25 protein-coding genes are annotated in these 21,092 nt (G+C 64.4%); all 25 read right to left on the reverse strand.

Features of this window, described 5'->3' with window-relative positions; genetic code table 11:
- Positions 1-9: 9 nt before the first annotated feature.
- The 25 genes from RBB42_RS04645 to RBB42_RS04765 all read right to left on the reverse strand — a co-directional run bounded on the left by RBB42_RS04645 (position 10) and on the right by RBB42_RS04765 (position 21,058).
- The gene (locus RBB42_RS04645) at positions 10-753 is read right to left on the reverse strand and encodes a biotin--[acetyl-CoA-carboxylase] ligase (protein ID WP_305968349.1); all 744 of its coding nucleotides are present in this window, start codon (positions 751-753) and stop codon (positions 10-12) included.
- Between the two features lie 129 nt (positions 754-882).
- A complete protein-coding gene (gene nuoN / locus RBB42_RS04650; protein ID WP_305968350.1) occupies positions 883-2,325 on the reverse strand; it encodes an NADH-quinone oxidoreductase subunit NuoN in 1,443 nt (480 codons plus the stop codon).
- 13 nt (positions 2,326-2,338) lie between these two features.
- The gene (locus RBB42_RS04655; RefSeq protein ID WP_305968351.1) at positions 2,339-3,907 is read right to left on the reverse strand and encodes an NADH-quinone oxidoreductase subunit M; all 1,569 of its coding nucleotides are present in this window, start codon (positions 3,905-3,907) and stop codon (positions 2,339-2,341) included.
- Positions 3,907-6,024 carry an NADH-quinone oxidoreductase subunit L gene (gene nuoL, locus RBB42_RS04660; protein ID WP_305968352.1) on the reverse strand — a complete coding sequence of 706 codons (2,118 nt, stop codon included), beginning with the start codon at positions 6,022-6,024 and terminating at the stop codon, positions 3,907-3,909. The genes RBB42_RS04655 and nuoL overlap by 1 nt, the downstream gene beginning before the upstream one ends.
- Before the next feature lie 6 nt (positions 6,025-6,030).
- Complete coding sequence (gene nuoK, locus RBB42_RS04665; RefSeq protein ID WP_023849383.1) at positions 6,031-6,336, reverse strand: NADH-quinone oxidoreductase subunit NuoK; 306 nt, start codon at positions 6,334-6,336, stop codon at positions 6,031-6,033.
- Positions 6,337-6,508: 172 nt separating this feature from the next.
- The gene (locus RBB42_RS04670; RefSeq protein ID WP_305968353.1) at positions 6,509-6,703 is read right to left on the reverse strand and encodes a hypothetical protein; all 195 of its coding nucleotides are present in this window, start codon (positions 6,701-6,703) and stop codon (positions 6,509-6,511) included.
- The gene (locus RBB42_RS04675; protein WP_305968354.1) at positions 6,700-7,302 is read right to left on the reverse strand and encodes an NADH-quinone oxidoreductase subunit J; all 603 of its coding nucleotides are present in this window, start codon (positions 7,300-7,302) and stop codon (positions 6,700-6,702) included. The genes RBB42_RS04670 and RBB42_RS04675 overlap by 4 nt, the downstream gene beginning before the upstream one ends.
- Complete coding sequence (locus RBB42_RS04680; protein WP_305968355.1) at positions 7,299-7,709, reverse strand: carboxymuconolactone decarboxylase family protein; 411 nt, start codon at positions 7,707-7,709, stop codon at positions 7,299-7,301. Before RBB42_RS04680 ends, RBB42_RS04675 begins: the two co-directional genes overlap by 4 nt.
- Positions 7,706-8,212, reverse strand: coding sequence for a hypothetical protein (locus RBB42_RS04685; RefSeq protein ID WP_305968356.1), 507 nt, complete (start codon positions 8,210-8,212; stop codon positions 7,706-7,708). Before RBB42_RS04685 ends, RBB42_RS04680 begins: the two co-directional genes overlap by 4 nt.
- Positions 8,213-8,236: 24 nt before the next feature.
- Positions 8,237-8,731: an NADH-quinone oxidoreductase subunit NuoI gene (gene nuoI, locus RBB42_RS04690; protein WP_043143624.1), complete on the reverse strand. Its 495-nt coding sequence runs from the start codon at positions 8,729-8,731 to the stop codon at positions 8,237-8,239.
- 83 nt (positions 8,732-8,814) lie between these two features.
- Positions 8,815-9,852, reverse strand: coding sequence for an NADH-quinone oxidoreductase subunit NuoH (gene nuoH, locus RBB42_RS04695; protein WP_305968357.1), 1,038 nt, complete (start codon positions 9,850-9,852; stop codon positions 8,815-8,817).
- Positions 9,853-9,859: 7 nt separating this feature from the next.
- A complete protein-coding gene (locus RBB42_RS04700) occupies positions 9,860-10,246 on the reverse strand; it encodes a YNQ4 family lipoprotein (protein WP_500862273.1) in 387 nt (128 codons plus the stop codon).
- Between the two features lie 10 nt (positions 10,247-10,256).
- A complete protein-coding gene (nuoG, locus tag RBB42_RS04705; RefSeq protein WP_305968359.1) occupies positions 10,257-12,242 on the reverse strand; it encodes an NADH-quinone oxidoreductase subunit NuoG in 1,986 nt (661 codons plus the stop codon).
- A 212-nt stretch (positions 12,243-12,454) separates the two neighbouring features.
- Complete coding sequence (locus RBB42_RS04710) at positions 12,455-12,847, reverse strand: DUF5333 domain-containing protein (RefSeq protein WP_306043606.1); 393 nt, start codon at positions 12,845-12,847, stop codon at positions 12,455-12,457.
- A gap of 126 nt (positions 12,848-12,973) precedes the next feature.
- A complete protein-coding gene (locus RBB42_RS04715; protein ID WP_305968361.1) occupies positions 12,974-13,324 on the reverse strand; it encodes a hypothetical protein in 351 nt (116 codons plus the stop codon).
- Positions 13,325-13,617: 293 nt separating this feature from the next.
- The gene (locus RBB42_RS04720) at positions 13,618-14,100 is read right to left on the reverse strand and encodes a DUF3291 domain-containing protein (RefSeq protein ID WP_305968362.1); all 483 of its coding nucleotides are present in this window, start codon (positions 14,098-14,100) and stop codon (positions 13,618-13,620) included.
- Positions 14,101-14,175: 75 nt separating this feature from the next.
- Positions 14,176-14,649 carry a DUF3291 domain-containing protein gene (locus RBB42_RS04725; RefSeq protein WP_305968363.1) on the reverse strand — a complete coding sequence of 158 codons (474 nt, stop codon included), beginning with the start codon at positions 14,647-14,649 and terminating at the stop codon, positions 14,176-14,178.
- Positions 14,650-14,875: 226 nt separating this feature from the next.
- Positions 14,876-16,174, reverse strand: coding sequence for an NADH-quinone oxidoreductase subunit NuoF (nuoF, locus tag RBB42_RS04730; protein ID WP_305968364.1), 1,299 nt, complete (start codon positions 16,172-16,174; stop codon positions 14,876-14,878).
- Between the two features lie 3 nt (positions 16,175-16,177).
- Positions 16,178-16,396, reverse strand: a complete 219-nt coding sequence (locus RBB42_RS04735; RefSeq protein WP_305968365.1) for a DUF5337 domain-containing protein — start codon at positions 16,394-16,396, stop codon at positions 16,178-16,180.
- 13 nt (positions 16,397-16,409) lie between these two features.
- Positions 16,410-17,099, reverse strand: a complete 690-nt coding sequence (locus RBB42_RS04740; RefSeq protein WP_305968533.1) for a helix-hairpin-helix domain-containing protein — start codon at positions 17,097-17,099, stop codon at positions 16,410-16,412.
- A 213-nt stretch (positions 17,100-17,312) separates the two neighbouring features.
- Positions 17,313-17,888, reverse strand: coding sequence for a hypothetical protein (locus RBB42_RS04745; RefSeq protein WP_305968366.1), 576 nt, complete (start codon positions 17,886-17,888; stop codon positions 17,313-17,315).
- Between the two features lie 79 nt (positions 17,889-17,967).
- Positions 17,968-19,176 carry an NADH-quinone oxidoreductase subunit E gene (locus RBB42_RS04750; protein ID WP_305968367.1) on the reverse strand — a complete coding sequence of 403 codons (1,209 nt, stop codon included), beginning with the start codon at positions 19,174-19,176 and terminating at the stop codon, positions 17,968-17,970.
- Positions 19,177-19,267: 91 nt separating this feature from the next.
- Entirely contained in the window at positions 19,268-19,576 is a 309-nt protein-coding gene (locus RBB42_RS04755) for a hypothetical protein (RefSeq protein WP_043143603.1), read from the reverse strand.
- Positions 19,577-19,625: 49 nt separating this feature from the next.
- Positions 19,626-19,838 (reverse strand): hypothetical protein, encoded by a 213-nt coding sequence (locus tag RBB42_RS04760; RefSeq protein WP_305968368.1) that lies wholly within the window; start codon positions 19,836-19,838, stop codon positions 19,626-19,628.
- A complete protein-coding gene (locus RBB42_RS04765) occupies positions 19,835-21,058 on the reverse strand; it encodes an NADH-quinone oxidoreductase subunit D (protein ID WP_305968369.1) in 1,224 nt (407 codons plus the stop codon). Before RBB42_RS04765 ends, RBB42_RS04760 begins: the two co-directional genes overlap by 4 nt.
- Positions 21,059-21,092 lie beyond the last annotated feature (34 nt).

Genomic DNA, 21,092 nt, shown 5'->3' on the forward strand with positions numbered 1-21,092 from the left:
GAGGCCCGCCTATTCGAAAAAGATCTCTGCCGCAGCCACGCTGACGCGGCCTTTGGGCGTCTTTAGGACAAGTTGGCCGGTGCCGTCCACTGTCTCGAAGACGCCAGTGACACTGTCGCGGGTCGTGCGTGCGGTGATCACCTCTCCCAGTCGTGCCGCCCGCGCCAGCCAGAGCGTCCTGATCGGATCGAACCCGTAGCTGGTCAGCCGGTCCTCATGGGTGGCATAGGCGCCTGCCAGCGCCTCCAGAAAGGTCTCCGGCAGGACCCGAATCCCGGTTTCCCCCAAGAGAGATACCGGCGGCACCGCGCCCGGTTCCACGGCCTCCCGCCCCGGTGCGGCCAAGAGGTTGACCCCGATCCCGATGGCCAGGTGCCCCCCCGGGCCCCCGATCCCTTCCAGCAGGATCCCGGCCAGCTTGCCGCCGTTCAGCAGCACGTCATTGGGCCATTTCAGCGCCAGCCCGGTTTCCGTCCCGGTGACAGAGGTCAGGGCATCGTAAAGCGCGAGCGCCGCCACGAAGGACCGCAGGGCCAGCTTCTCGGGCGTGTCCTTGGGACGGATGACCAGTGTCGCAGCGAAATTGCCCGCCGGATTGACCCAGGGCCGCCCTCGCCTGCCGCGCGCGGCGGTCTGGCGCAGCCCGAGGATCCATTCCGGGCCGCTCAGCCCGGCGGCGATCCGTGCCGCTTCGGCATTGGTGCTGTCCACTTCGGCCAGCACACGTCGGCCGTAGCCCTCGGGCCAGTTCATGGCGCGCACCCCTGTTTCTCAGATTTCGAAAAGACCTCGGGGACAGTCTGTCTGGGACAGACGGGGGCATGCCAGAGGCATGACGCCCCCCAAAGCGCAGCGCGCCCGAATGGGCGGGCTGCTGCGGGATCAGTTGACCAGCGTCGCAGCCGCGGCCTGCGCCGCGCCCTCGATACCGAAGAGATTGACCACACCGGCGACCATGATCACCGCCGACACCATCAGGAACCCCCAGAGAACCGGCGATTTGCCCCCGTCCAGCGCATCCTCGCGGTCCTGGCCAAAATACATGTAGTAGACGATCCGCAGGTAGTAGAAGGCGCCGATCACCGAGGCGACGACACCGGCAACCGCCAGCCAGGCCAGCCCGGCATCGTAAGCCGCCCGCAGCACGTAGAGCTTGCCGAAGAAACCCACCAGCGGCGGCACGCCCGCAAGGCTGAACAGCAGCACCAGCATCGCCAGTGCCTTGCCCGGCTCCTTGGTCGAATACATGCCCAGGCTCTGGATATCCGTCACCGGCTGGCCGTCGCGTTCCATCGACAGGATAAAGGCAAAGGTGCCCACGTTCATGGTCACGTAGATCGCCATGTAGATCAGCATCGCCTGCACACCCAGCTCGGTGCCTGCGGCCAGGCCCATCAGCGCATAGCCCATGTGCGCGATCGAGGAATAGGCCATCAGGCGCTTGATGTCGCGCTGGCCGATCGCGGCGATCGCGCCCAGGAACATCGACAGGACAGACAGCAGCGCAATGACCTGCCCCCAGTCGCTGGTCGCTTCGCCGAAGGCGTCGTGCATCAGGCGTGCGAACAGGGCCATCGCCGCGACCTTGGGCGCGGTCGCAAAGAAGGCCGTCACCGGAGTGGGCGAGCCTTCGTAGACATCCGGCGTCCACATGTGGAAGGGCACCGCCGAAACCTTGAAGGCCAGGCCCGCGATCAGCATGGTCAGGCCGATCAGCAAGCCAACCGGCATGTCGCCATCGGTCGCTGTCTGGATGATGCCCGAAAACAGCGTGGTTCCGGCAAAGCCGTAGGTCAGCGAAGCACCGTAGAGCAGCAGACCCGAGGACAGCGCGCCCAGCACGAAGTACTTGAGGCCCGCCTCGGTCGACTTGGCGCTGTCACGGCGCAGCGAGGCCACGACGTAAAGCGACAGCGACTGCAGTTCCAGCCCCATGTAAAGCGCCATCAGGTCACCGGCAGAGACCATCATCATCATGCCGACGGCGGCCAGCGTGATGAGCAGCGGATATTCGAACCGCAACAGGCCGCGGCGCTGCATGTAGCCTTCGCTCATCAGCAGCACGGCGCCGGCGGACATCAGGATCACCACCTTGGCAAAGCGCGCGAACCCGTCGTTCACGAACATGCCGTTGAAGGCCACCTGCGTGCCCTCCCCCGTGGTCGCGATCCAGAAGGCCAGCGCCAGGAACAGCGCCGAGGTGATCCAGACCAGCAGCGGCGCCAGCTTGTCCTTGCCCGAATAGACCGCGCCCACCAGCGCTGCCATCGCAAAGACCGACAGCAGGATTTCCGGCAGGATGATGTTCAGATCGGCCGAGATCATGTCCCGCTCTCCCTCAGTGTTCCGCGACGGCCACTTGCGTGTCGGCCTCTGTGCGGCCGGCAGCGGCAAGCGCCGTGTCGTATTTCGTCACCAGCGCCTCTACCGCGGGGCCGGTCCGGTCCAGGATCGGTGCCGGGTAGACACCCATCCAGATCGTCATGACCACCAGCGGCGCAAAGATCGCCTTTTCGCGCGCGGTCATGTCCTTGATGGTCTTCAGGCTTTCCTTGATCAGGTCGCCCATGACAACGCGGCGGTACAGCCACAGCGCGTAGGCCGCCGACAGGATCACGCCGGTCGCGGCGCCTGCCGCCACCCAGGTGTTGACCTGGAAGATGCCCATCAGCGTCAGGAATTCCCCGATGAAGCCAGAGGTCCCCGGCAGGCCGACGTTCGCCATGGTGAACAGCATGAAGATCAGCGCATAGGCCGGCATCCGGTTCACCAGACCGCCGTAGGCGTCGATTTCGCGGGTATGCATCCGGTCATAGATCACGCCCACGCAAAGGAAGAGCGCGCCCGAGATGAAACCGTGGCTGATCATCTGGAAGATCGCGCCGTCAACGCCCTGCTGGTTGGCGGCGAAGATGCCCATGGTGACATAGCCCATGTGCGCGACGGACGAATAGGCGATCAGCTTCTTCATGTCCTCCTGCACCAGCGCCACCAGCGAGGTGTAGATGATCGCGATCACCGACAGGGTGAAGACGAAATTCGCCATCACGTCACTGCCGACCGGGAACATGGCCAGCGAGAAGCGCAGGAAGCCGTAGCCGCCCATCTTCAGCAAGATCGCGGCCAGCACGACCGACCCGGCGGTCGGGGCTTGAACGTGTGCCTCGGGCAGCCAGGTGTGAACCGGCCACATCGGCATCTTGACGGCAAAGCTGGCGAAGAAGGCGATGAACAGCATCGTCTGCATGCCGCCGATGATCTGGACACCCAGGATGCTGAAGCTCTCGGAGGCGAAGTTGTGTTTCAACAGCGAGACATCACAACCGCCGATGCAGGTGGTGCCCGCGTCGGAATACATCGCCACCATCGCCACCAGCATCAGCACCGAGCCGAGGAAGGTGTAGAGGAAGAACTTGAAGCTGGCGTAGATCCGGTCCTTGCCGCCCCAGATGCCGATGATCAGGAACATCGGGATCAGGCCCGCCTCGAAGAAGAGGTAGAACAGGACCAGGTCCAGCGCCATGAAGACGCCCAGCATCAGCGTTTCCAGCACAAGGAAGGCGATCATGTATTCCTTGACCCGGTGGCTGACGTCCCAGCTGGCCGCGATGACCAGCGGCATCATGAAGGTGGTCAGCATGACAAACAGCACGCTGATCCCGTCAACGCCCATGCGGTAGCTGAGGCCCAGAAGCCATTCGCGCTCTTCCAGCATCTGGAAGCCGGTGTTGCCGGCGTCGAACTGGAACAGGATGAAGAGCGAGATGACGAAGGTTGCCGTCGTCGCAATCAGCGCAAGCCACTTGGCATTGCGTTGTGCCGCCGCGTCGTCGCCGCGCAGGAACAGGCCCAGGATCAGGGCCGCCAGCGCGGGCAGGAAGGTGACGATGGAAAGCAGGTTGCCCATTAGTGTGCCCCTCCGCTGAGCGTCATCCAGGTGATGAAGACCGCGATCCCGATCACCATCCAGAAGGCATAGGTAAAGATGTAACCGGACTGTGCCCGGCCGGCGAGCCGGGTGAAGAAGGGGATGATCCCCATGGCAAGGCCGTTGATGCCGCCCTTGATGATCGACTCGTCACCGCCCTTCCACAGGATGCGCCCCAGCGCAAATGCAGGCCGGACGAAGAGAAAGTTATAGATCTCGTCGATGTACCACTTGTTCAGCAGGAAGAGGTACAGCGGGCGCTGGTTCTCGGCCAGGGTCGCGGGCAGTTTCGGGTTCACGATGTAGAACCAGAAGGCCACCACAAAGCCGAGCACCATGGCGATGAACGGAGAGATCTTGACCCATTTCGGGACATAGTGCGCGTCGTGCAGAACGTGGTTGTCCGGGCCCATGTAGATGGCCCCTGCCCCGGGCGCGGCGACCGCCGCATGATCGCCCGCCGGCGCGGCGTGATCGTCCCCGTGATCGGCCGCCGGTGCGGGATGATCATCCGCGGCCCCGTGGCCCGCATCGGCGGCTTCGCCATGCTCTGCCGCCTCTGCCACCGGAATGCCGAAGAACTTGTTGACGTAGTCCTCCTTGCCGAAGAACGAGCCGTACCAGATCATCCCCGAGAAGACTGCGCCAAGCGCCAGCACGGCCAGCGGGGCCAGCATGACGGTCGGGCTTTCGTGGGCATGCTCATGCGTGTGCTTGTCGCCGCGCGGCTTGCCGTAGAAGGTCAGGAACATCAGGCGCCAGCTGTAGAAGCTGGTGAACAGCGCCGCGATGACCAGCGCCCAGAAGGCAAAGCCGCCGTTGGTGCCGGCATAGGCGCTCTCGATCACGGCGTCCTTGGACAGGAACCCGGCAAAGCCGATGGTGGTCAGCGGAATGCCCACACCGGTGATGGCCAGCGTGCCGATCATCATCGCCCAGAAGGTATAGGGCAGCTTTTTCCGCAGTCCGCCGTAGTTCCGCATGTCCTGTTCGTGGTGCATCCCGTGGATCACCGAACCGGCGCCAAGGAAGAGCATCGCCTTGAAGAAGGCATGCGTGAAGAGGTGGAACATGGCGACCGAGTAGACGCCCACGCCCGCCGCCACGAACATGTAGCCCAGCTGCGAACAGGTCGAATAGGCGATCACGCGCTTGATGTCGTTCTGCACCAGGCCCACGGTCGCGGCGAAAAAGGCCGTCACCGCCCCAAGGAAGGTGATGAACGCGGTCGCGTTCGGGGCGAATTCCATGACCGGCGACATGCGGCAGACCAGGAAGACACCCGCGGTGACCATGGTTGCCGCGTGGATCAGGGCCGACACGGGGGTGGGGCCTTCCATAGCATCCGGCAACCAGGTGTGCAGGATGAACTGGGCCGATTTGCCCATCGCGCCGATGAACAGCAGGAAGGCCACCAGCTCGGCCGCGTTCCAGCTGGTCCAGAGGAAGGTCAGCTGCGTTTCCGCGAGTTCGGGCGCGGCGGCAAAGATGTCGTCGAACTTGATGCTGTCGGTCAGGAAGAACAGCGCGAAGATCCCCAGCGCAAAGCCGAAGTCGCCGACCCGGTTGACCACGAAGGCCTTGATGGCGGCGGCATTGGCCGACGGCTTGCGGTAGTAGAAACCGATCAGCAGGTAGGAGGCGACGCCCACACCTTCCCAGCCAAAGAACATCTGCACCAGGTTGTCCGAGGTGACCAGCATCAGCATGGCGAAGGTGAAGAACGACAGGTAGGCGAAGAAGCGCGGCTTGTAGCTCTCCTCGCCTTCCTTGAAGTTGTCGTCATGCGCCATGTAGCCGAAGGAATACAGGTGCACGAGCGCCGAAACCGTGGTGACGACGATCAGCATGATCGAGGTCAGCCGGTCCAGCCGGATCGACCAGTCGGTCGACAGCGTGCCGCTTTCGATCCAGCGCATGACCTGGATGTGCTGCGTGTCCGGACCGTGGGTAAAGAAGATGATCCAGGAAAAGGCACAGGCCAGGAACAGCAGGCCGGTGGTGATCCACTGGGCACCGCGGATGCCGGTCAGCTTCCAGCCAAAGCCCGCGATCAGGGCGCCCGCGAGGGGCGCAAAGAGGATGATGCTCTCCATGAGGCTTTAGCCTTTCATCACGTTGACGTCTTCCACGGCGATGGTGCCGCGGTTGCGGAAGAAGCAGACCAGGATCGCCAGGCCGATGGCGGCCTCGGCGGCGGCGACGGTCAGCACGAAGAGGGTAAAGACCTGCCCCACGAGATCGCCCAGGTGGGTCGAGAAGGCGACGAGGTTGATGTTCACCGCCAGCAGCATCAGCTCGATGCTCATGAGCAGGATGATGACGTTCTTGCGGTTCAGGAAGAGCCCGAAGATGCCGATGACGAAAAGCACCGCCGCCACCGTCAGGTAATGTTCCAATCCGATCATGTGCGTCCCTCCGGGCCTGTCGCCCGCTTTTGGTCTTCCAAATCGTGCCCCGCGCGGATGCCGGGGCCCTCTTTCGCTCTTGCGGCCCGTCTGGATGCGGGCCCTGTGGGGTCCTCTGCCCCCTGTCCCGGATCTGATCCGCGACCTCTTGTCAGTCTTCGCGCCGCGCGGGTCACCCCAAGGGGCGACGGCGCCCTCGCAGTTTCAGCCTGGCCAGCCGGTCCTCTGTCCAGACTTGGGCCCGGACGGGCAGCAGCAGCATGGCCCGCCGCAGGATCCAGGCCCCCGCCACGATCTTGAAGGCCCAGAACCCGGCGTAGAGCATCAGCCCCGTCGGGGACAGGACCACGTCCCAGAACCCGCTCAAAGCCCCTGCCCCGGCTTGACGTCCTTGAGTTCCATCGCCTTGGCCGGATCGCGATACATCTGCGCCAGGATGTCCTGGCGCTTGACGTCCTGGCGATGGCGCAGGGTCAGAACGATGGCACCGATCATGGCAACCAGCAGGATCAGCCCGGCAAGCTGGAACAGCAGGAAGTATTCGTCATAAAGGATCATCCCCAGCGCCTGGGTGTTGTGCATCCCCTCGGGCATGGGCTGCGCCAGCTGGCCCGCCGCCATGTCAGAGGCCTGCCAGGCGCCAAAGGCCATTGCCAGCTGCATCAGGATCACTAGGCCGATCAGCAGGGCCAGCGGCATGTAGCGCGCCATTTCCGCCTTCAGTTCGGCGAAATCCACGTCCAGCATCATGACGACAAACAGGAACAGCACCGCGACCGCGCCGACGTAGACGATCACCAGCAGCATGGCGACGAATTCCGCGCCCATCAGCACGAAAAGCCCCGCCGACGACAGGAATGCCAGGATCAGCCAGAGCACCGAGTGCACCGGGTTGCGGCTGACCACGGTGAACAGGCCGCCCGCGATGGCGCCGAGTGCGAAGAGGTAGAAGGCAAAGACCATCATGTCTCGTCATCCTTGTGTTCATTGATGACTTCGCGCGCAAGTTCCATTGCGCGGGTCATCGCGGGAATGCCTGCGAACATCGACATATGTCCGATGGTCTCGGCGATTTCTTCTTCGGTCGCGCCCGCTTCGAGCGCGTGGCGCACGGTCAGGCGGAACGGTGTTTCGGCCTGCGCGCCCTGCATGGTCAGCCCCGACAGGGTCAGCAGAAGGCGCGTCTTGGCGTCCAGGCCCTGCTTGGAGATGCCCTTGCCGAACCACATCTCCATTGCGTCCTTGGACATGGTCGGCCAGAGCTTTTCGAAACCCTTGGGATCGAAACTGCTCATGGCCGGATTGAAAGCCTTGGCCATTTCCTGGGCCTGGGCCATCATCAGCTCGAAAGGGGTCTTGTTACTGTCGCTCATTGGCCAGCCTCCAGCGCAGGGCATGTGCCGACAACCGCTGTACGGGCCGACAGCCACTTGGTGCCGTCATACTCTCGCGGCTCAAGGATCGAAACCACTTCGACACCTTCGCGCCGGAACGGGGCCACGCTGGCCAGGCCATCGGGCACGCCGGTGAATTGCTCTCCGTGATCGGCGATCAGCCGGTCAAAGATCGCATCCACCATTCCCGCCTGATCCGGGGCCGACACGCTCATGATACAGTCGCAGAACCCGTCGTGTTCGACCAGGTTCACCACGATTTCCGGCTCGGCCACCCAGACACCATCCTGTCGGGTCAAACCGGCCTCGCGCGCGGTGGCCGCGAAATCGGCATATCCCGGCGCCGTTCCCATGCAGACCTTCGAGAACAGTGCCGCACGCCGCTCGTTCCAGGCGTCGCTGCCCGGCTCCTGCGCAACTCCGCCGCCCGCCGCAAGGGCAAGCGCGCTGAGAGCGATCAGGGAGTTCAGTCGGCGGGACATGGGGCGTGCGGGTCCTGTCGTGGGTCAGCGATACGGCGCGTCGAGTTCCAGGTTGCGGGCGATCTCGGCCTCCCAGCGTTCGCCGTTTTCCAGCAGCTTGGCCTTGTCGTAGTAGAGTTCCTCGCGTGTTTCGGTCGAGAACTCGAAGTTCGGGCCTTCGACGATGGCATCCACCGGGCAGGCTTCCTGGCAGAAGCCGCAGTAGATGCATTTCGTCATGTCGATGTCGTAGCGCGTGGTGCGGCGGCTGCCATCGTCGCGGGGTTCCGCGTCGATGGTGATGGCCTGCGCCGGGCAGATCGCCTCGCACAGTTTGCAGGCGATGCAGCGCTCTTCACCGTTGGGATACCGCCGCAGCGCGTGTTCGCCACGGAATCTGGGGCTCAGCGGACCCTTCTCGTGCGGGTAGTTCACCGTGGCCTTGGGCGCGAAGAAATATTTCAGGCCCAGCTGAAATCCCTTCACGAAATCCGCGAGCAGAAAGTATTTCGCGGCCCGGCCGTAGTCGATGGTCGCCATTCTATCCTTGCTCCTGTGCCGTTGGTTTGCCGCCGGGGCACGTGCCCCGCAGCGATCGCAGTTTCATGGGCTCGCGCAGCATCTCAGGCCCCCGTAACCCAGCGGGCATAGCCGTCAAAGAACCAGCCGAACTTCGCCGCGAAGGCAACGAAGACCACCCAGACCAGCGAGAACGGCAGGAAGACCTTCCAGCCCAGGCGCATCAGCTGGTCATAGCGGTACCGCGGCGTGATCGCCTTCACCATCGCGAAGATGAAGAAGAAGAAGGCCATCTTGCCGACCATCCACAGCGCCCCATCCGGCAGACCCGGGATCGGCGACAGCCAGCCACCGAAGAACAGCAGCGAGGTCAGCGCACACATCAGGAAGATGGCGATGTATTCACCGGCCATGAACAGCAGGAAGGGCGTTGCCGAATATTCCACCTGGTAGCCGGCCACCAGTTCCGATTCCGCCTCCGGCAGGTCAAAGGGCGGGCGGTTGGTCTCGGCCAGGGCCGAGATGAAGAACAGGAAGACCATCGGGAAATGCGGCAACCAGTACCAGCTGAAGAAGCCGTAGGCACCGTCCTGCGCATCGACGATGTCGCCGAAGTTCATCGAACCGGTCGAGATGATGACGCCGATGATGATCAGACCGATGGAGACCTCGTAAGAGATCATCTGCGCCGCAGAGCGCAGCGAACCCAGGAAGGGGTATTTCGAGTTCGAGGCCCAGCCGCCCATGATCACGCCGTAGACCTCAAGCGAGGAGACCGCGAAGACATAGAGGATCGCCACATTGATGTCCGACAGGACCCAGGTATCGCCGAAGGGGATGACCGCCCAGGCGATCATCGCCAGCACGAAACTGGTCAGCGGCGCCAGCATGAAGACCGTGCGGTCCGAGCCTGCCGGGATCACCACTTCCTTGACGACGTATTTCAACGCGTCTGCCACGGTTTGCAGCAGGCCGTAGATGCCGACCACGTTCGGGCCGCGCCGCATCTGGACGGCCGCCCAGATCTTGCGGTCGCCGTAGACGAGGAAGAGTAGCGACACCATCACGAAGCCCAGCACCGCAAGGCATTGCGCGAAGATGATGACAAAGGTGCCCAGAGGCGTGGCGAAGAAGTTTTCCATCAGGTCCTCACACCATCGGTATTCCGTTCTCGGCACAGGCCAGCGCCGCCACTTCGGCGTCGATGGTCTTGAGCCCGCGGGGCAGCGCCGCCGAGATGGTGTAAACCGCATCTCCACGCCAGAGGCCACCCTCTTCGTATACTGTCGTGCGCAAATGCCGCGCAAAACCGTAACCCCGGATCAGCGCGTATTGTGCCGCGGCACATTCGGCATAATCCTCAACGTCGCCCGCATTGCGGGCGCCGCGCATCTCGACCTCGAATTGCACCAGGTCGCCATCCAGAAGCCGGGTCTCGATCCCGGCATAGGTCGGCGTGAAAGGCGCCTCGGAGACGGCCTCTTCGGTGCAGGCCGACAGCCCGGTGGCAATCACCAGTAGCGTTATGATCGCCAAGCCGCGCAAGTTACTGCGCCGCCAGCGGCGCAGCGGCGCGATCGCGCGCCTGTTTCGACAGTTCCGCCATCAGTTCGGAGGCACGGGCGATCGGGTTGGTCAGGTAGAAATCGCGCACGGCGTAGCGGAAATCCGCCTCTCCCAACTGGCCCGCCTCCAGCGGTTGCCAGTCGTTCTCGGGCACTTCGTCGATCTGCTGCAGGTGCGGAACGTCCTTGACCAGCGCCTGGCGCAGTTGCGCAAGGCTGTCCCAAGGAAGCTGCGCGCCGACCTCGGCCGAGAGCGCCCGGAGAATGGCCCAGTTTTCCTTGGCCTCGCCCGGGGCGAACCCACTGCGCAGAGCGATCTGCGGACGGCCCTCGGTATTGACGAAAAGTCCCTGCTCCTCGGTGTAGGCGGCGGCAGGCAGGATCACGTCGGCGCGGTGCGCGCCACGGTCGCCGTGGCTGCCCTGGTAGATCACGAAGGCGCCTTCGCCGATCTCGACTTCGTCGGCGCCGAGGTTGTAGATCACGTCGGCCTCTTGCACGGCCTCCATGCCGCGCTCGTTCACGGCCCCCACGTCCAGCGCGCCAACGCGGCTGGCCGCGGTGTGCAGCACCAGCATCCGGCCCGACAGCGCCATGCATGCGCCCAAAACCGCGGCGCCGTCCGCTTCGTTCAGGGCACCCTGCCCGACGATCACGATGGCATCGTCACCGGCGGTCAGATCGGACAGTGCATCGCGGCCCACGCCACAGTCCTCGACGTCATAGGTCAGGTCGACGGCGGGGCCGACGCGCTTGACCTTGGCGCCATTGGCCCATGCCTTGCGGATACGCGCGTTCAGCACCGGCGCCTCGTCGCGCGGGTTGGTGCCGACAAGGATGATCTCACTTGCGGTGTCGATATCCTCGATGGCGACATTGCCGACATAGCCCGAACGGTTGCCCGCTGGCAGTTTGGCTCCGTCGGTCCGGCTTTCTACGGCACCGCCCTGCCCTTCGACCAGCGTCTTGAGCGAATAGATCGCCTCGACCGGGGCAAGATCGCCCACCAGTCCGGCCAGCTTCTCGGCACCCTTGATCGCCTTGGCGGCAACCCCCAGCGCCTCGGGCCAGCTTGCGGGACGCAGCTTGCCGTTTTCGCGAACATAGGGCCGATCCAGACGCTGGCGGCGCAGCCCGTCCCAGACAAAGCGCGTCTTGTCAGAAATCCATTCCTCGTTCACGCCGTCATGGTTGCGCGGCAGGATCCGCATGACTTCGCGGCCCTTGGTATCGACCCGGATATTGGACCCGAGCGCGTCCATCACGTCGATGGTCTCGGTCTTGGTCAGTTCCCAGGGACGCGCGGTAAAGGCGTAGGGCTTCGACACCAGCGCGCCCACCGGGCACAGGTCGATGATGTTGCCCTGCAGGTTCGAATCGAGCGTCTCGTTCAGGTACGAGGTGATCTCGGCATCCTCACCGCGGCCGGTCTGGCCCATCTGGGTGATGCCCGCGACCTCTGTGGTGAAGCGCACGCAGCGGGTGCAGGAGATGCAGCGAGTCATGTGGGTTTCGACCAGCGGACCCAGGTCCAGGTCGTCGACCGCGCGCTTGGCCTCGCGGAACCGGCTGAAATCGACGCCGTAGGCCATCGCCTGGTCCTGCAGGTCGCATTCGCCGCCCTGGTCGCAGATCGGGCAATCCAGCGGGTGGTTGATGAGCAGGAACTCCATCACCCCCTCGCGGGCCTTCTTGACCATCGGCGAGTTGGTCCTGATTTCCGGCGGCTCGCCGTTGCGCCCCGGGCGCATGTCGCGCACCTGCATGGCGCAGGAGGCGGCCGGCTTGGGCGGACCGCCCACGACCTCGACAAGGCACATGCGGCAGTTGCCGGCGATCGACAGCCGTTCGTGATAGCAGAAGCGCGGAACTTCGATCCCGGCCTCTTCACAGGCCTGGATCAGGGTCATGGCCCCGTCCACCTCGATCTCCTGCCCGTCGATGATGATCTTTCGCGTATCGGACATGCCCGTGCCTCTCCCGTTCTTCGGCTGGCAGCGCCCGCTGGCAGGCAGGCCGCAGTCCTCGGGGTTCTATCGTGGTCCGCCGGACGATACCAGATGCAGGTGCAGCGAAAAGGCAGGAAAAAACGACGCGGCGCACGAGTTTTCTCCGTGCACCGCGTCATCGTGATCACAAAAGTTGAATATGTACCGCCCGTTGGCGGTCTGCATCCGACTCAGCGCAGGAAGTAACCGACCCGCCCGCTGCGTGAAATGTCGTCCCGCCCGAACTTGCACAGGGCGCGGGTGTCCTTGGGATTCACCCCCTGCGAGGTCAACCAGGTCTCGGCCTTGCTGCGCATCCGTTTCTTTTCCTTGTCGGAATTCACGTAGTCGTCGATCTCGGTGTCGGAATAGCCCAGGGCCTTGGCGCGTTTCTCCAATGCCTTGATCTGGCGATAGGCACGAACCATGCGCGGCTGCAGGTCATCGCAATTCCTGCGGATCTCGTCCGCGATCGCGATCGCCATCAGTCCGTCGTCGATTTCGCTGACCTCGCGCAGGGGCGGCTTGGCCACAGCGGGAAGCGCCAGGGTCATGCTGACGATGGAAATGAGAATCAGGCGCATACGCGGCCCTCCGTTATCAGGCTGTTGCCCGTCAGGTGGAGGCAGACGCGCCCGATATTCAATATCGACGGCCTGCCGACCTTCGTTTCGGCAAGGATCCACGCATCCGCGGCGCCTTTGCGTCCCTCAGGCCGCCTCGTCGCGACAGCTGCCCCGGAAGGTCAGGGTGTCGTCCACTACGCGCAATGTCTGCGCATCGGCATCCGGGGCCACGGTCCAGTCGATCTCGGACGTGCCGAAATACTGGATGCAGTGCTGCTTGGCCTTGTAATCGGCCGCGGCGCGCGCGCCCTCGACCGATTTCGATACCTGGTGCACGGTCACGGTAAAGACCTGCCGGTTCTTGCGTTCGGCCTTCACGACGGCGCGAAAACGCTGACCGTCGAACACCGGTTCGTCCGACTTGAAGATCCCGACGCGCCCGCAACCACCAATCGTGGCTGCGAGGGCCAGAATGCACACCACCCGAGTCATCATCTTATTGGCCTCCCCGGCACAGTACCTTGAATCCACGGCGCTGGCCGTCAGACACGGAACTCTTGGACCGGACGATTTCCGCTTGCGCCACGGGCGCCAGCGGCGCGATCGGCACAGCCGTTCCCAAAATCGGTTTCATCATTCCAATCCGTGTCTTTCCTGCCCGCCTCATGCGCATGCCAAACGGGGGCCGCGCGTCGCGCGCACTGTCGCGCCTGCCGGGCAAGAGGTCAAGGAGCGGGCGCCCCGCGCCTTGGATCGAACCACCCCTTCCGGCCAAAACGGATCAAGGCTCAGACGGCCTCGGGTGTGCAGTGTCTTGCCCGCCACAACTGGGCCTCCGGCAGGTACGACCAGCCAAAGGCCGCCTCCGTATCGCCCTGTGTCTTGCGCATCTCCAGACGTTCCAGAGCCTCGTCCAGCGTCGGCCGGTGTCCCTTGGGCACCCACCACATGACGAAATGCTGTTCTCCCATGATCTCGAACCACTCGGCGCGGCGGTCATAGAACTGCTTGTGGATGGTGCCCCAGACAAAGCGTTCCAGGCTTTCCACGTCCTCCCAGACCGTCAGGTTGGACACGAACTGCGGATCGCCATCGATCTTGGCCTCGGTGTTGCCGGTGCCCGGTTCGCCCGAGCCTTCCATCATCCAGACAAAGCCCGGCATCCGTTTGCCCAGCCCGTTGATCCGGTCGAGGTTTGCCATGAACTCGGCCACGCGCGGGTCATCCGTTGGGGCCAGTAGTCGCCCGACATTCAGTTCCGCCAAGTGCATGTGATGTCCTTTCTGAAATCAAGTCGACCAAAGGTCCCGAAGCTTTAGCGCGCGGCCCCCGCCACGCCCAATGAATTATCCCGATGCGCCCCATCGCTTGCGGGCATGGGTCCAGCCGAAGGCCGCGTCGCTCTCGCCTGCCCTTGCCAGGTGGTGCAGCTTGCCCGCCGCCTCCGCGACCCCGGGACGGTGACCTTCGGGCACCCACCACATCACCAGCCGCAGCCCCTGCCCTGCGGCATCGAACCATTCCGCGCGCCGATCGTAGAACCGCCGGTGTACGGTCTGCCAGACGAAATGTTCGAGGCACGGCAGATCGCGCCAGACCGACAGGGTCGACGCGGTCCGGGGATTACCGCCCAAGGGTCCGCCCACATCCGTTTGCGCCGCGTCCATCTGGTCCTCCGGCATGTGCCAGACATAGCCCGGGCTGCGCTCCGCAACCGCAAAGACCCGATCGAGGTTATCGCGGAAATCGGCGATGCGCGGGTCGTCCCAATCGTGTCTCAGAATGCCGATGTTGAACTCGGCCAGGTGCCAGCCGGTCATCGGCCGTCTTGCCGACACAGATCGGAACAGGACCACGCGCCCGGTCGCTCATGCGCATCCCATAGCCGGTGGCGGACGGAAAAGACGTCGAAAGGCGGTCCCTTATGGATCACCTCTTCGGTGGGTTCATTCGGGAATTTGTCCTGTGCCAGCGCGGTCGGCGCCAAACGAAAAAGGCCCCCCGCCGATCGGCAGGAGGCCCTGACAACATCGGAGGGTGCCACGATTATTCCGCGGCGACGGCGCTGAGACGTCCGGTCTTCTGCGCCTTGATGCGGTCCTCGATCTCGTCGCGGAAATTGCGGATCAGGCCCTGGATCGGCCAGGCCGCGGCGTCGCCGAGCGCACAGATCGTGTGGCCCTCGACCTGCTTGGTCACGTCCCAGAGCATGTCGATCTCTTCTTCGTCGGCCTCACCCTTCACCAGCCGTTCCATCACCCGCATCATCCAGCCGGTGCCTTCGCGGCACGGGGTGCACTGGCCACAGCTTTCGTGCTTGTAGAACTTGGCCAGACGCCAGATCGCCTTGATGATGTCGGTGTCCTTGTCCATCACGATCACCGCCGCCGTGCCAAGCCCCGAGCCAAGCTCGCCGCGCAGGTAATCGAAATCCATGATCGCGTCGCGCATCTTTTCGCCGCGCACACAAGGCACCGAGGACCCGCCGGGGATCACGGCCTTGAGGTTGTCCCAGCCGCCGCGAATGCCGCCGCAGTGCTTGTCGATCAACTCTTCGAAGCTGATCGACATGGCCTCTTCGACGACGCAGGGGGTGTTGACATGGCCCGAGACCGCGAACAGCTTGGTGCCCTTGTTGTTGTCGCGTCCGAAGGACGAGAACCACTCGGCCCCCCGGCGCAGGATCGTTGGCACGACGGCGATGGATTCGACGTTGTTTACCGTGGTCGGGCAGCCATACAGGCCCGCGCCCGCCGGGAACGGCGGCTTCATCCGGGGCATGCCCTTCTTGCCTTCGAGGCTTTCCAGCAGGGCGGTTTCCTCACCGCAGATATAGGCGCCCGCACCGTGGTGCAGGAACAGCTCGAAATCCCAGCCCGAGCCGGCGGCGTTCTTGCCCAGCAGGCCCGCGTCATAGGCCTCGTCGATGGCGGCTTGCAGGGCCTCACGCTCGCGGATGTATTCGCCGCGGATATAGATGTAGCAGGCATGGGCCTGCATCGCGAAGCTGGCGATCAGGCAGCCTTCGATCAGAGTATGCGGATCGTGACGCATGATCTCGCGGTCCTTGCAGGTACCCGGCTCGGATTCGTCGGCATTGACCACCAGGTAGGCCGGACGCCCGTCCGATTCCTTGGGCATGAAGGACCACTTCAGGCCGGTCGGGAAACCGGCGCCGCCACGACCACGCAGGCCCGACGCCTTCATCTCTTCGATGATCCAGTCGCGCCCCTTGGCGATCAGATCCTTTGTCCCGTCCCAGTGGCCACGCTTTTTCGCGCCGTCGAGGGTGCGGTCATGCATGCCGTAGAGGTTGGTAAAGATCCGGTCCTGGTCAGCTAGCATCTCTCAATCCTTGTGTTCCTGGCGCTCCCGCCAGAGCCCGTATAACATCCACAGCGCCCAGACAAAGCCACCAATTGCAGCAAGGTCGAAAAGCGCGCGCCAGCGGTGGCTCAGGTCCACCGCTGCGCCGATCACATTGGCCGCGACCCAGCCGAGAGCCGTCCCGATGATCACCAGCGCAATGACGCGGCCTCTCCGGTTGTGGTCCTGCTTCCCGGCCATTGCCGCCTGAGCCTTATTTCACAAGTTCGGCGGCCTGCGCCACCCAGCCGTTGCGCGAGGCCCGGCCGCGTACACCGGCCAGGTTCTCGTCGACCCAGGCGACGTTTTCCTCGGTCCAGGCCGCGATCTGCGAGAAATGGTAGATCCCCTCGGCGTTCAGCGCCTCCGCCAGTTTCGGGCCGACACCGTTCAGAACGGTCAGGTCGTCCGCTTCGCCCTTGGGCGCCTTCAGCGCGGCGGGCTTAACCATCGCGGGGGCGGCTTCAACCTCCGCTTCGGGCGCCGGAGCAGCCGCAGGCGCGGCGGGTTCCGCGACAGGCGCCGTCTCAAGCTTTTCGGGGGCGGCCACGGGCGCCGGTGCCGGTTCCGCCACAGGTTCCGCAACGTCCGCAACGGTTTCAGCCACGGTTTCCTCGACGGTCACTTCCGGCTCGGCCACCGGCTCTGCCGTGGCCTCGACCACGGCGGTCTCGGCCACGTCCTCGACCGGGGCCGCCTCTTCGGTGGTCGTCACCGAAGCCGCAACCGTCACGCCACCCATCGGCGTGCAGATCGAGCCGAAACCCGCCGGCATTCCGGTCCAGGGCATCATGGCCAGTTTCATCATCCCCTGGCTGGCTTCCAACGCAAAGCGCGTCTGAAGCTGCATCATGCGCATCAGCGGCGTAAAGTCAGGTGTCATAGAATAGATCGGGGTCGTCATGGTCACGTTCTCGCTCCACTAAACGGGCGCAGCATCCTGCGCGTGTCTTAGCGCCGTTCCTCCCCAACAGTGCCGGTGCCACGCCTGACATACTGCGCCGCGGCACGCAAGGTATGGCTTTGTCGCAGCCCCGTTTCAGGCGCCGCGACAGCGGGTTTGACCACTCTGTAACCAGCAATCCGTCGCGCGTGCGCCGCCTTCGGCCCCGGGCGATCAGCCGTTTGGCGTATAGGTCCAGCTGCCCCGGCGCGAGGCCAGTTCCGCCTCGCCTGCCAGCACCGTGCCGGTCTTGACCAGCGGTGCCTCGGTGGCTTCGGAGCGGGCCACGGCAGGTGCCGGTTGGGGCCTTGGTTCCGCCGCCGCTTCTGTCGGGGTCGGGACCGCCTCTGCCACGCTGTCGGCACTATAGGTCCAGCTGCCCTTGCGGCTGGCAAGGTCTTCCTCTCCCGGCAAGGCGCCGCTGGGTTTGACAAGGGGCCCGTTGTCGGCGCTCTCGTGCACTGCGGGCGCAGGCTCTGCCTCGGGGATCCTCTCCGGCTGCGGCGCCGGGGGAGCCTTGGGCTGTGGCGCAGGCCGCGCGGTGGAGGCCGGGGCCTTTGCCGCACCGGCACAGAACAGCCTGGAGAACAGCAGCCCGAGGACGACGAGCGTCACACCCGCCGCAATGGCCGCCTGGATCCCCATCCAGTCGCCCAGCGTCAGCAACAATACGAAAACGAGAAAGGCGGCCACGGCCGCCAATCCCCAACTCAACCTGCTGCGGTTCCCCTGCCCAGCCTGATCCTCCATGACGTTCCTCCCTGTCGCCGATATCCTGTCCTGTCTGGACCGGAGTATCGCGAAAAAGGGAGGCCGCGGCTATCAGACTTTAGGACCGCGCCGCCAGCTCCTTGGCCTGCGCCACCCATTCGTCGCGGGTCGCCCGGCCCTTGAAACCCTCGAGGTTCTCGTCGACCCAGGCCAGTTCCTTGTCTGTCCAGGCGGCAACCTGGTCGAAGTGGTAGAAGCCCAGCGAGTGCAGCAGCTCTTCCAGCTTGGGTCCGACGCCCTTGATTTCCTTCAGGTCGTCCGGCTTGCCGCCACGCGGTGCGTCAAGGCCGACAGGCTTGTCCTCTGCCGCAGGCGCAGCCGGCTCCTCCGCGGGCTTTTCCTCGGAGGCCGGGGCCTCGTAGCGCCAGCTGCCCTTGCGGCTGGACAGCTCGGCCTGGCCGGGCAGCGGCGTGCTGGGCTGGACCAGGGCCTGCTCGACCTCGGCAGGTGCCTCGGCAACCTTTTCCGGCTTCGGCGCGGGTTTGGCCGGTTGCGGGGTTTCCTCTGCGGGAACCTCTGCCTCGGGGGCATGCGGCTGGTGGCTGCCACGGGTTCCCGACTGGTCGTTCCAAGGCGCCGACAGCGGCACCTCGGTGCCGTCGATGCGCTTGATCGTGTCGCCGATGTCATCGGCAAGTTGCGCGCTGGCGTTCAGCTTGATCGAGCCGTTCACGAACTCGGTCAGCGACGTGATGCCCGGCTTCGGCTCCGAAGCGAAACGACCGTTCTGCGGCCCGACCTGCGGCACCTCGCCCCGCGCCAGCGCGTCGAGCAGATCGCGCAGTTTCTCGGCAGTCAGGTCCTCGTAATAGTCCTTGCCGATCTGGGCCATCGGCGCGTTGGTGCAGGCGCCCAGGCATTCGACCTCTTCCCAGCTGAACTTGCCGTCCTCGGACAGCGCGTGCGGTTTGTCGGCAATCTTTTCGCGGCAGACGGCGATCAGGTCCTCGGCGCCGCAGATCATACAGGAGGTCGTGCCGCAGATCTGGATATGCGCCAGCGAACCGACCGGCTGCAACTGGAACATGAAGTAGAAGCTGGCCACCTCGAGCGCGCGGATATAGGCCATGTCCAGCATGTCGGCCACGGCTTCGATCGCCGGACGGCTGAGCCAGCCTTCCTGCTCCTGTGCCCGCCACAGCAGCGGGATGATGGCGCTGGCCTGACGGCCTTCGGGGTACTTGGTGATCTGCTCGCGCGCCCAGGCCAGGTTGGCGGGCGTGAAGGCAAAACTCTCGGGCTGTTCGGGGTGCAGTCGGCGCAGCATGGCTTTCGGCTTTCCGTCTTACGTCCGGCGCCAGGGCGCGGCGCCTCGGGTTTCAATCTTGCATCCGGTCCGGCCCGCGGGGCCGGTCAGGTCAGGTTGCCGCCTCGGGCGCGGGCTCGGTCTTGGGGGCGCAGGCGCCGGTCTGAAGACGCACACCGCCGTTCGACAACGGCACCGCCTGTTTCTGTTCGACCTTGTACTGCGAGATGGTCACCACCTTCTCGCGCGGCATCCCGGTCTGCAGTTCCACGGGCAGATAATCGCTTTCGTTCACGAGGTCACATCCGATCGAGGCCACAGCGGCATCAAAGGCCGCCAAGTCCTCTTCGGTGACGCCCTCGGGCAGGAAACAGCCCGAAACCAGTCCAGTCGCGACCAGGGCAAAAGCGTATCTCTTCATCGTGTCGTCCCTCGCAAAAGGCCGCGCGGCGACGGCCCATCTTTCCCCGTCAGGGGCAATTCACCAGCCGCACAGTTCCGGCGGCCACGCCAAACTCGATCGCCCCGGAGGCAACCAGATCCCGGGCGGTATCCTTTGGGATGAAACCGTTGTCCACGATTGCATCGTCGGACGGTGCGCCATTGTCCCCCAACCCTGCGGGCAGGCTCTGCGCCGCGGCGCCTCCGGCCTGCGGACAAAGCGCCAAGAGCGGTCGGATCACCTGTCGATCTCCCCGAAGACGACGTCCATCGTGCCGATGATCGCCGCGACGTCGGCCAGCTGGTGGCCCTTGGCAACGTGATCCATCGCCTGCAGATGCAGGTAGCCCGGCGCGCGGATCTTGGACCGGTAGGGCCGGTTCGACCCATCGGCCACGAGGTAGACGCCGAATTCGCCCTTGGGCGCCTCGACGGCGGCATAGACCTCGCCCTCGGGAACGTGAAAACCCTCGGTGTACAGCTTGAAGTGATGGATCAGGGCTTCCATCGAGCGTTTCATCTCGCCGCGTTTCGGCGGGGTGATCTTGCCGCGGGCCAGCACGTCGCCCTGCCCTTCGGGCGCGCGCAGCTTCTCGATGGCCTGCAGGATGATCTTCACGCTTTCGCGCATCTCGGCCATGCGGCAGAGATAGCGGTCATAGCAATCGCCGTTCTTGCCGACCGGGATCTTGAAGTCGAATTCGTCGTAGCACTCATAGGGCTGCGCGCGGCGCAGGTCCCAGGCAAGGCCCGACCCCCGCACCATGACGCCGGAAAAGCCCCATTCGTTGATCTCTTCCTCGGTCACGACGCCGATATCGGCGTTACGCTGCTTGAAGATGCGGTTTTCCGTCAGCAGGCCGTCGATATCGTCAAGCACATTGGGGAATTCCTTGGCCCAGGCCTCGATATCGTCGATCAGGGCCGGCGGCAGATCCTGGTGCACGCCACCGGGCCGGAAATAAGCCGAGTGCAGGCGCGCGCCGCAGGCCCGCTCGTAGAAGACCATCAGCTTTTCGCGTTCTTCGAAGCCCCAGAGCGGCGGCGTCAGGGCGCCCACGTCCATCGCCTGCGTGGTCACGTTCAGCAGGTGGTTCAGGACGCGGCCGATTTCCGAATAGAGCACCCGAATCAGCGACCCCCGCCGTGGCACCTCGACACCGGTCAGCTTTTCGATGGCCAGGCACCAGGCGTGCTCCTGGTTCATCGGCGCCACATAGTCGAGACGGTCGAAATAGGGCAGGTTCTGCAGGTAGGTCCGCGTCTCCATCAGCTTTTCGGTGCCGCGATGCAGCAGACCGATATGCGGGTCGCAACGCTCGACGATCTCGCCGTCAAGCTCCAGCACGAGACGCAGCACGCCGTGCGCCGCCGGGTGTTGGGGGCCGAAGTTGATGTTGAAGTTGCGGATCTTCTGCTCGCCCGTCAGGGCGTCTTCGAAACCTTTGGAGCCGTCCATCATGCGTTATCTCCCGGCCACTTTTTGAAGGCCATAA

The sequence above is a fragment of the Mameliella sp. MMSF_3455 genome, assembly GCF_030733205.1.
Lineage (GTDB): Bacteria > Pseudomonadota > Alphaproteobacteria > Rhodobacterales > Rhodobacteraceae > Antarctobacter.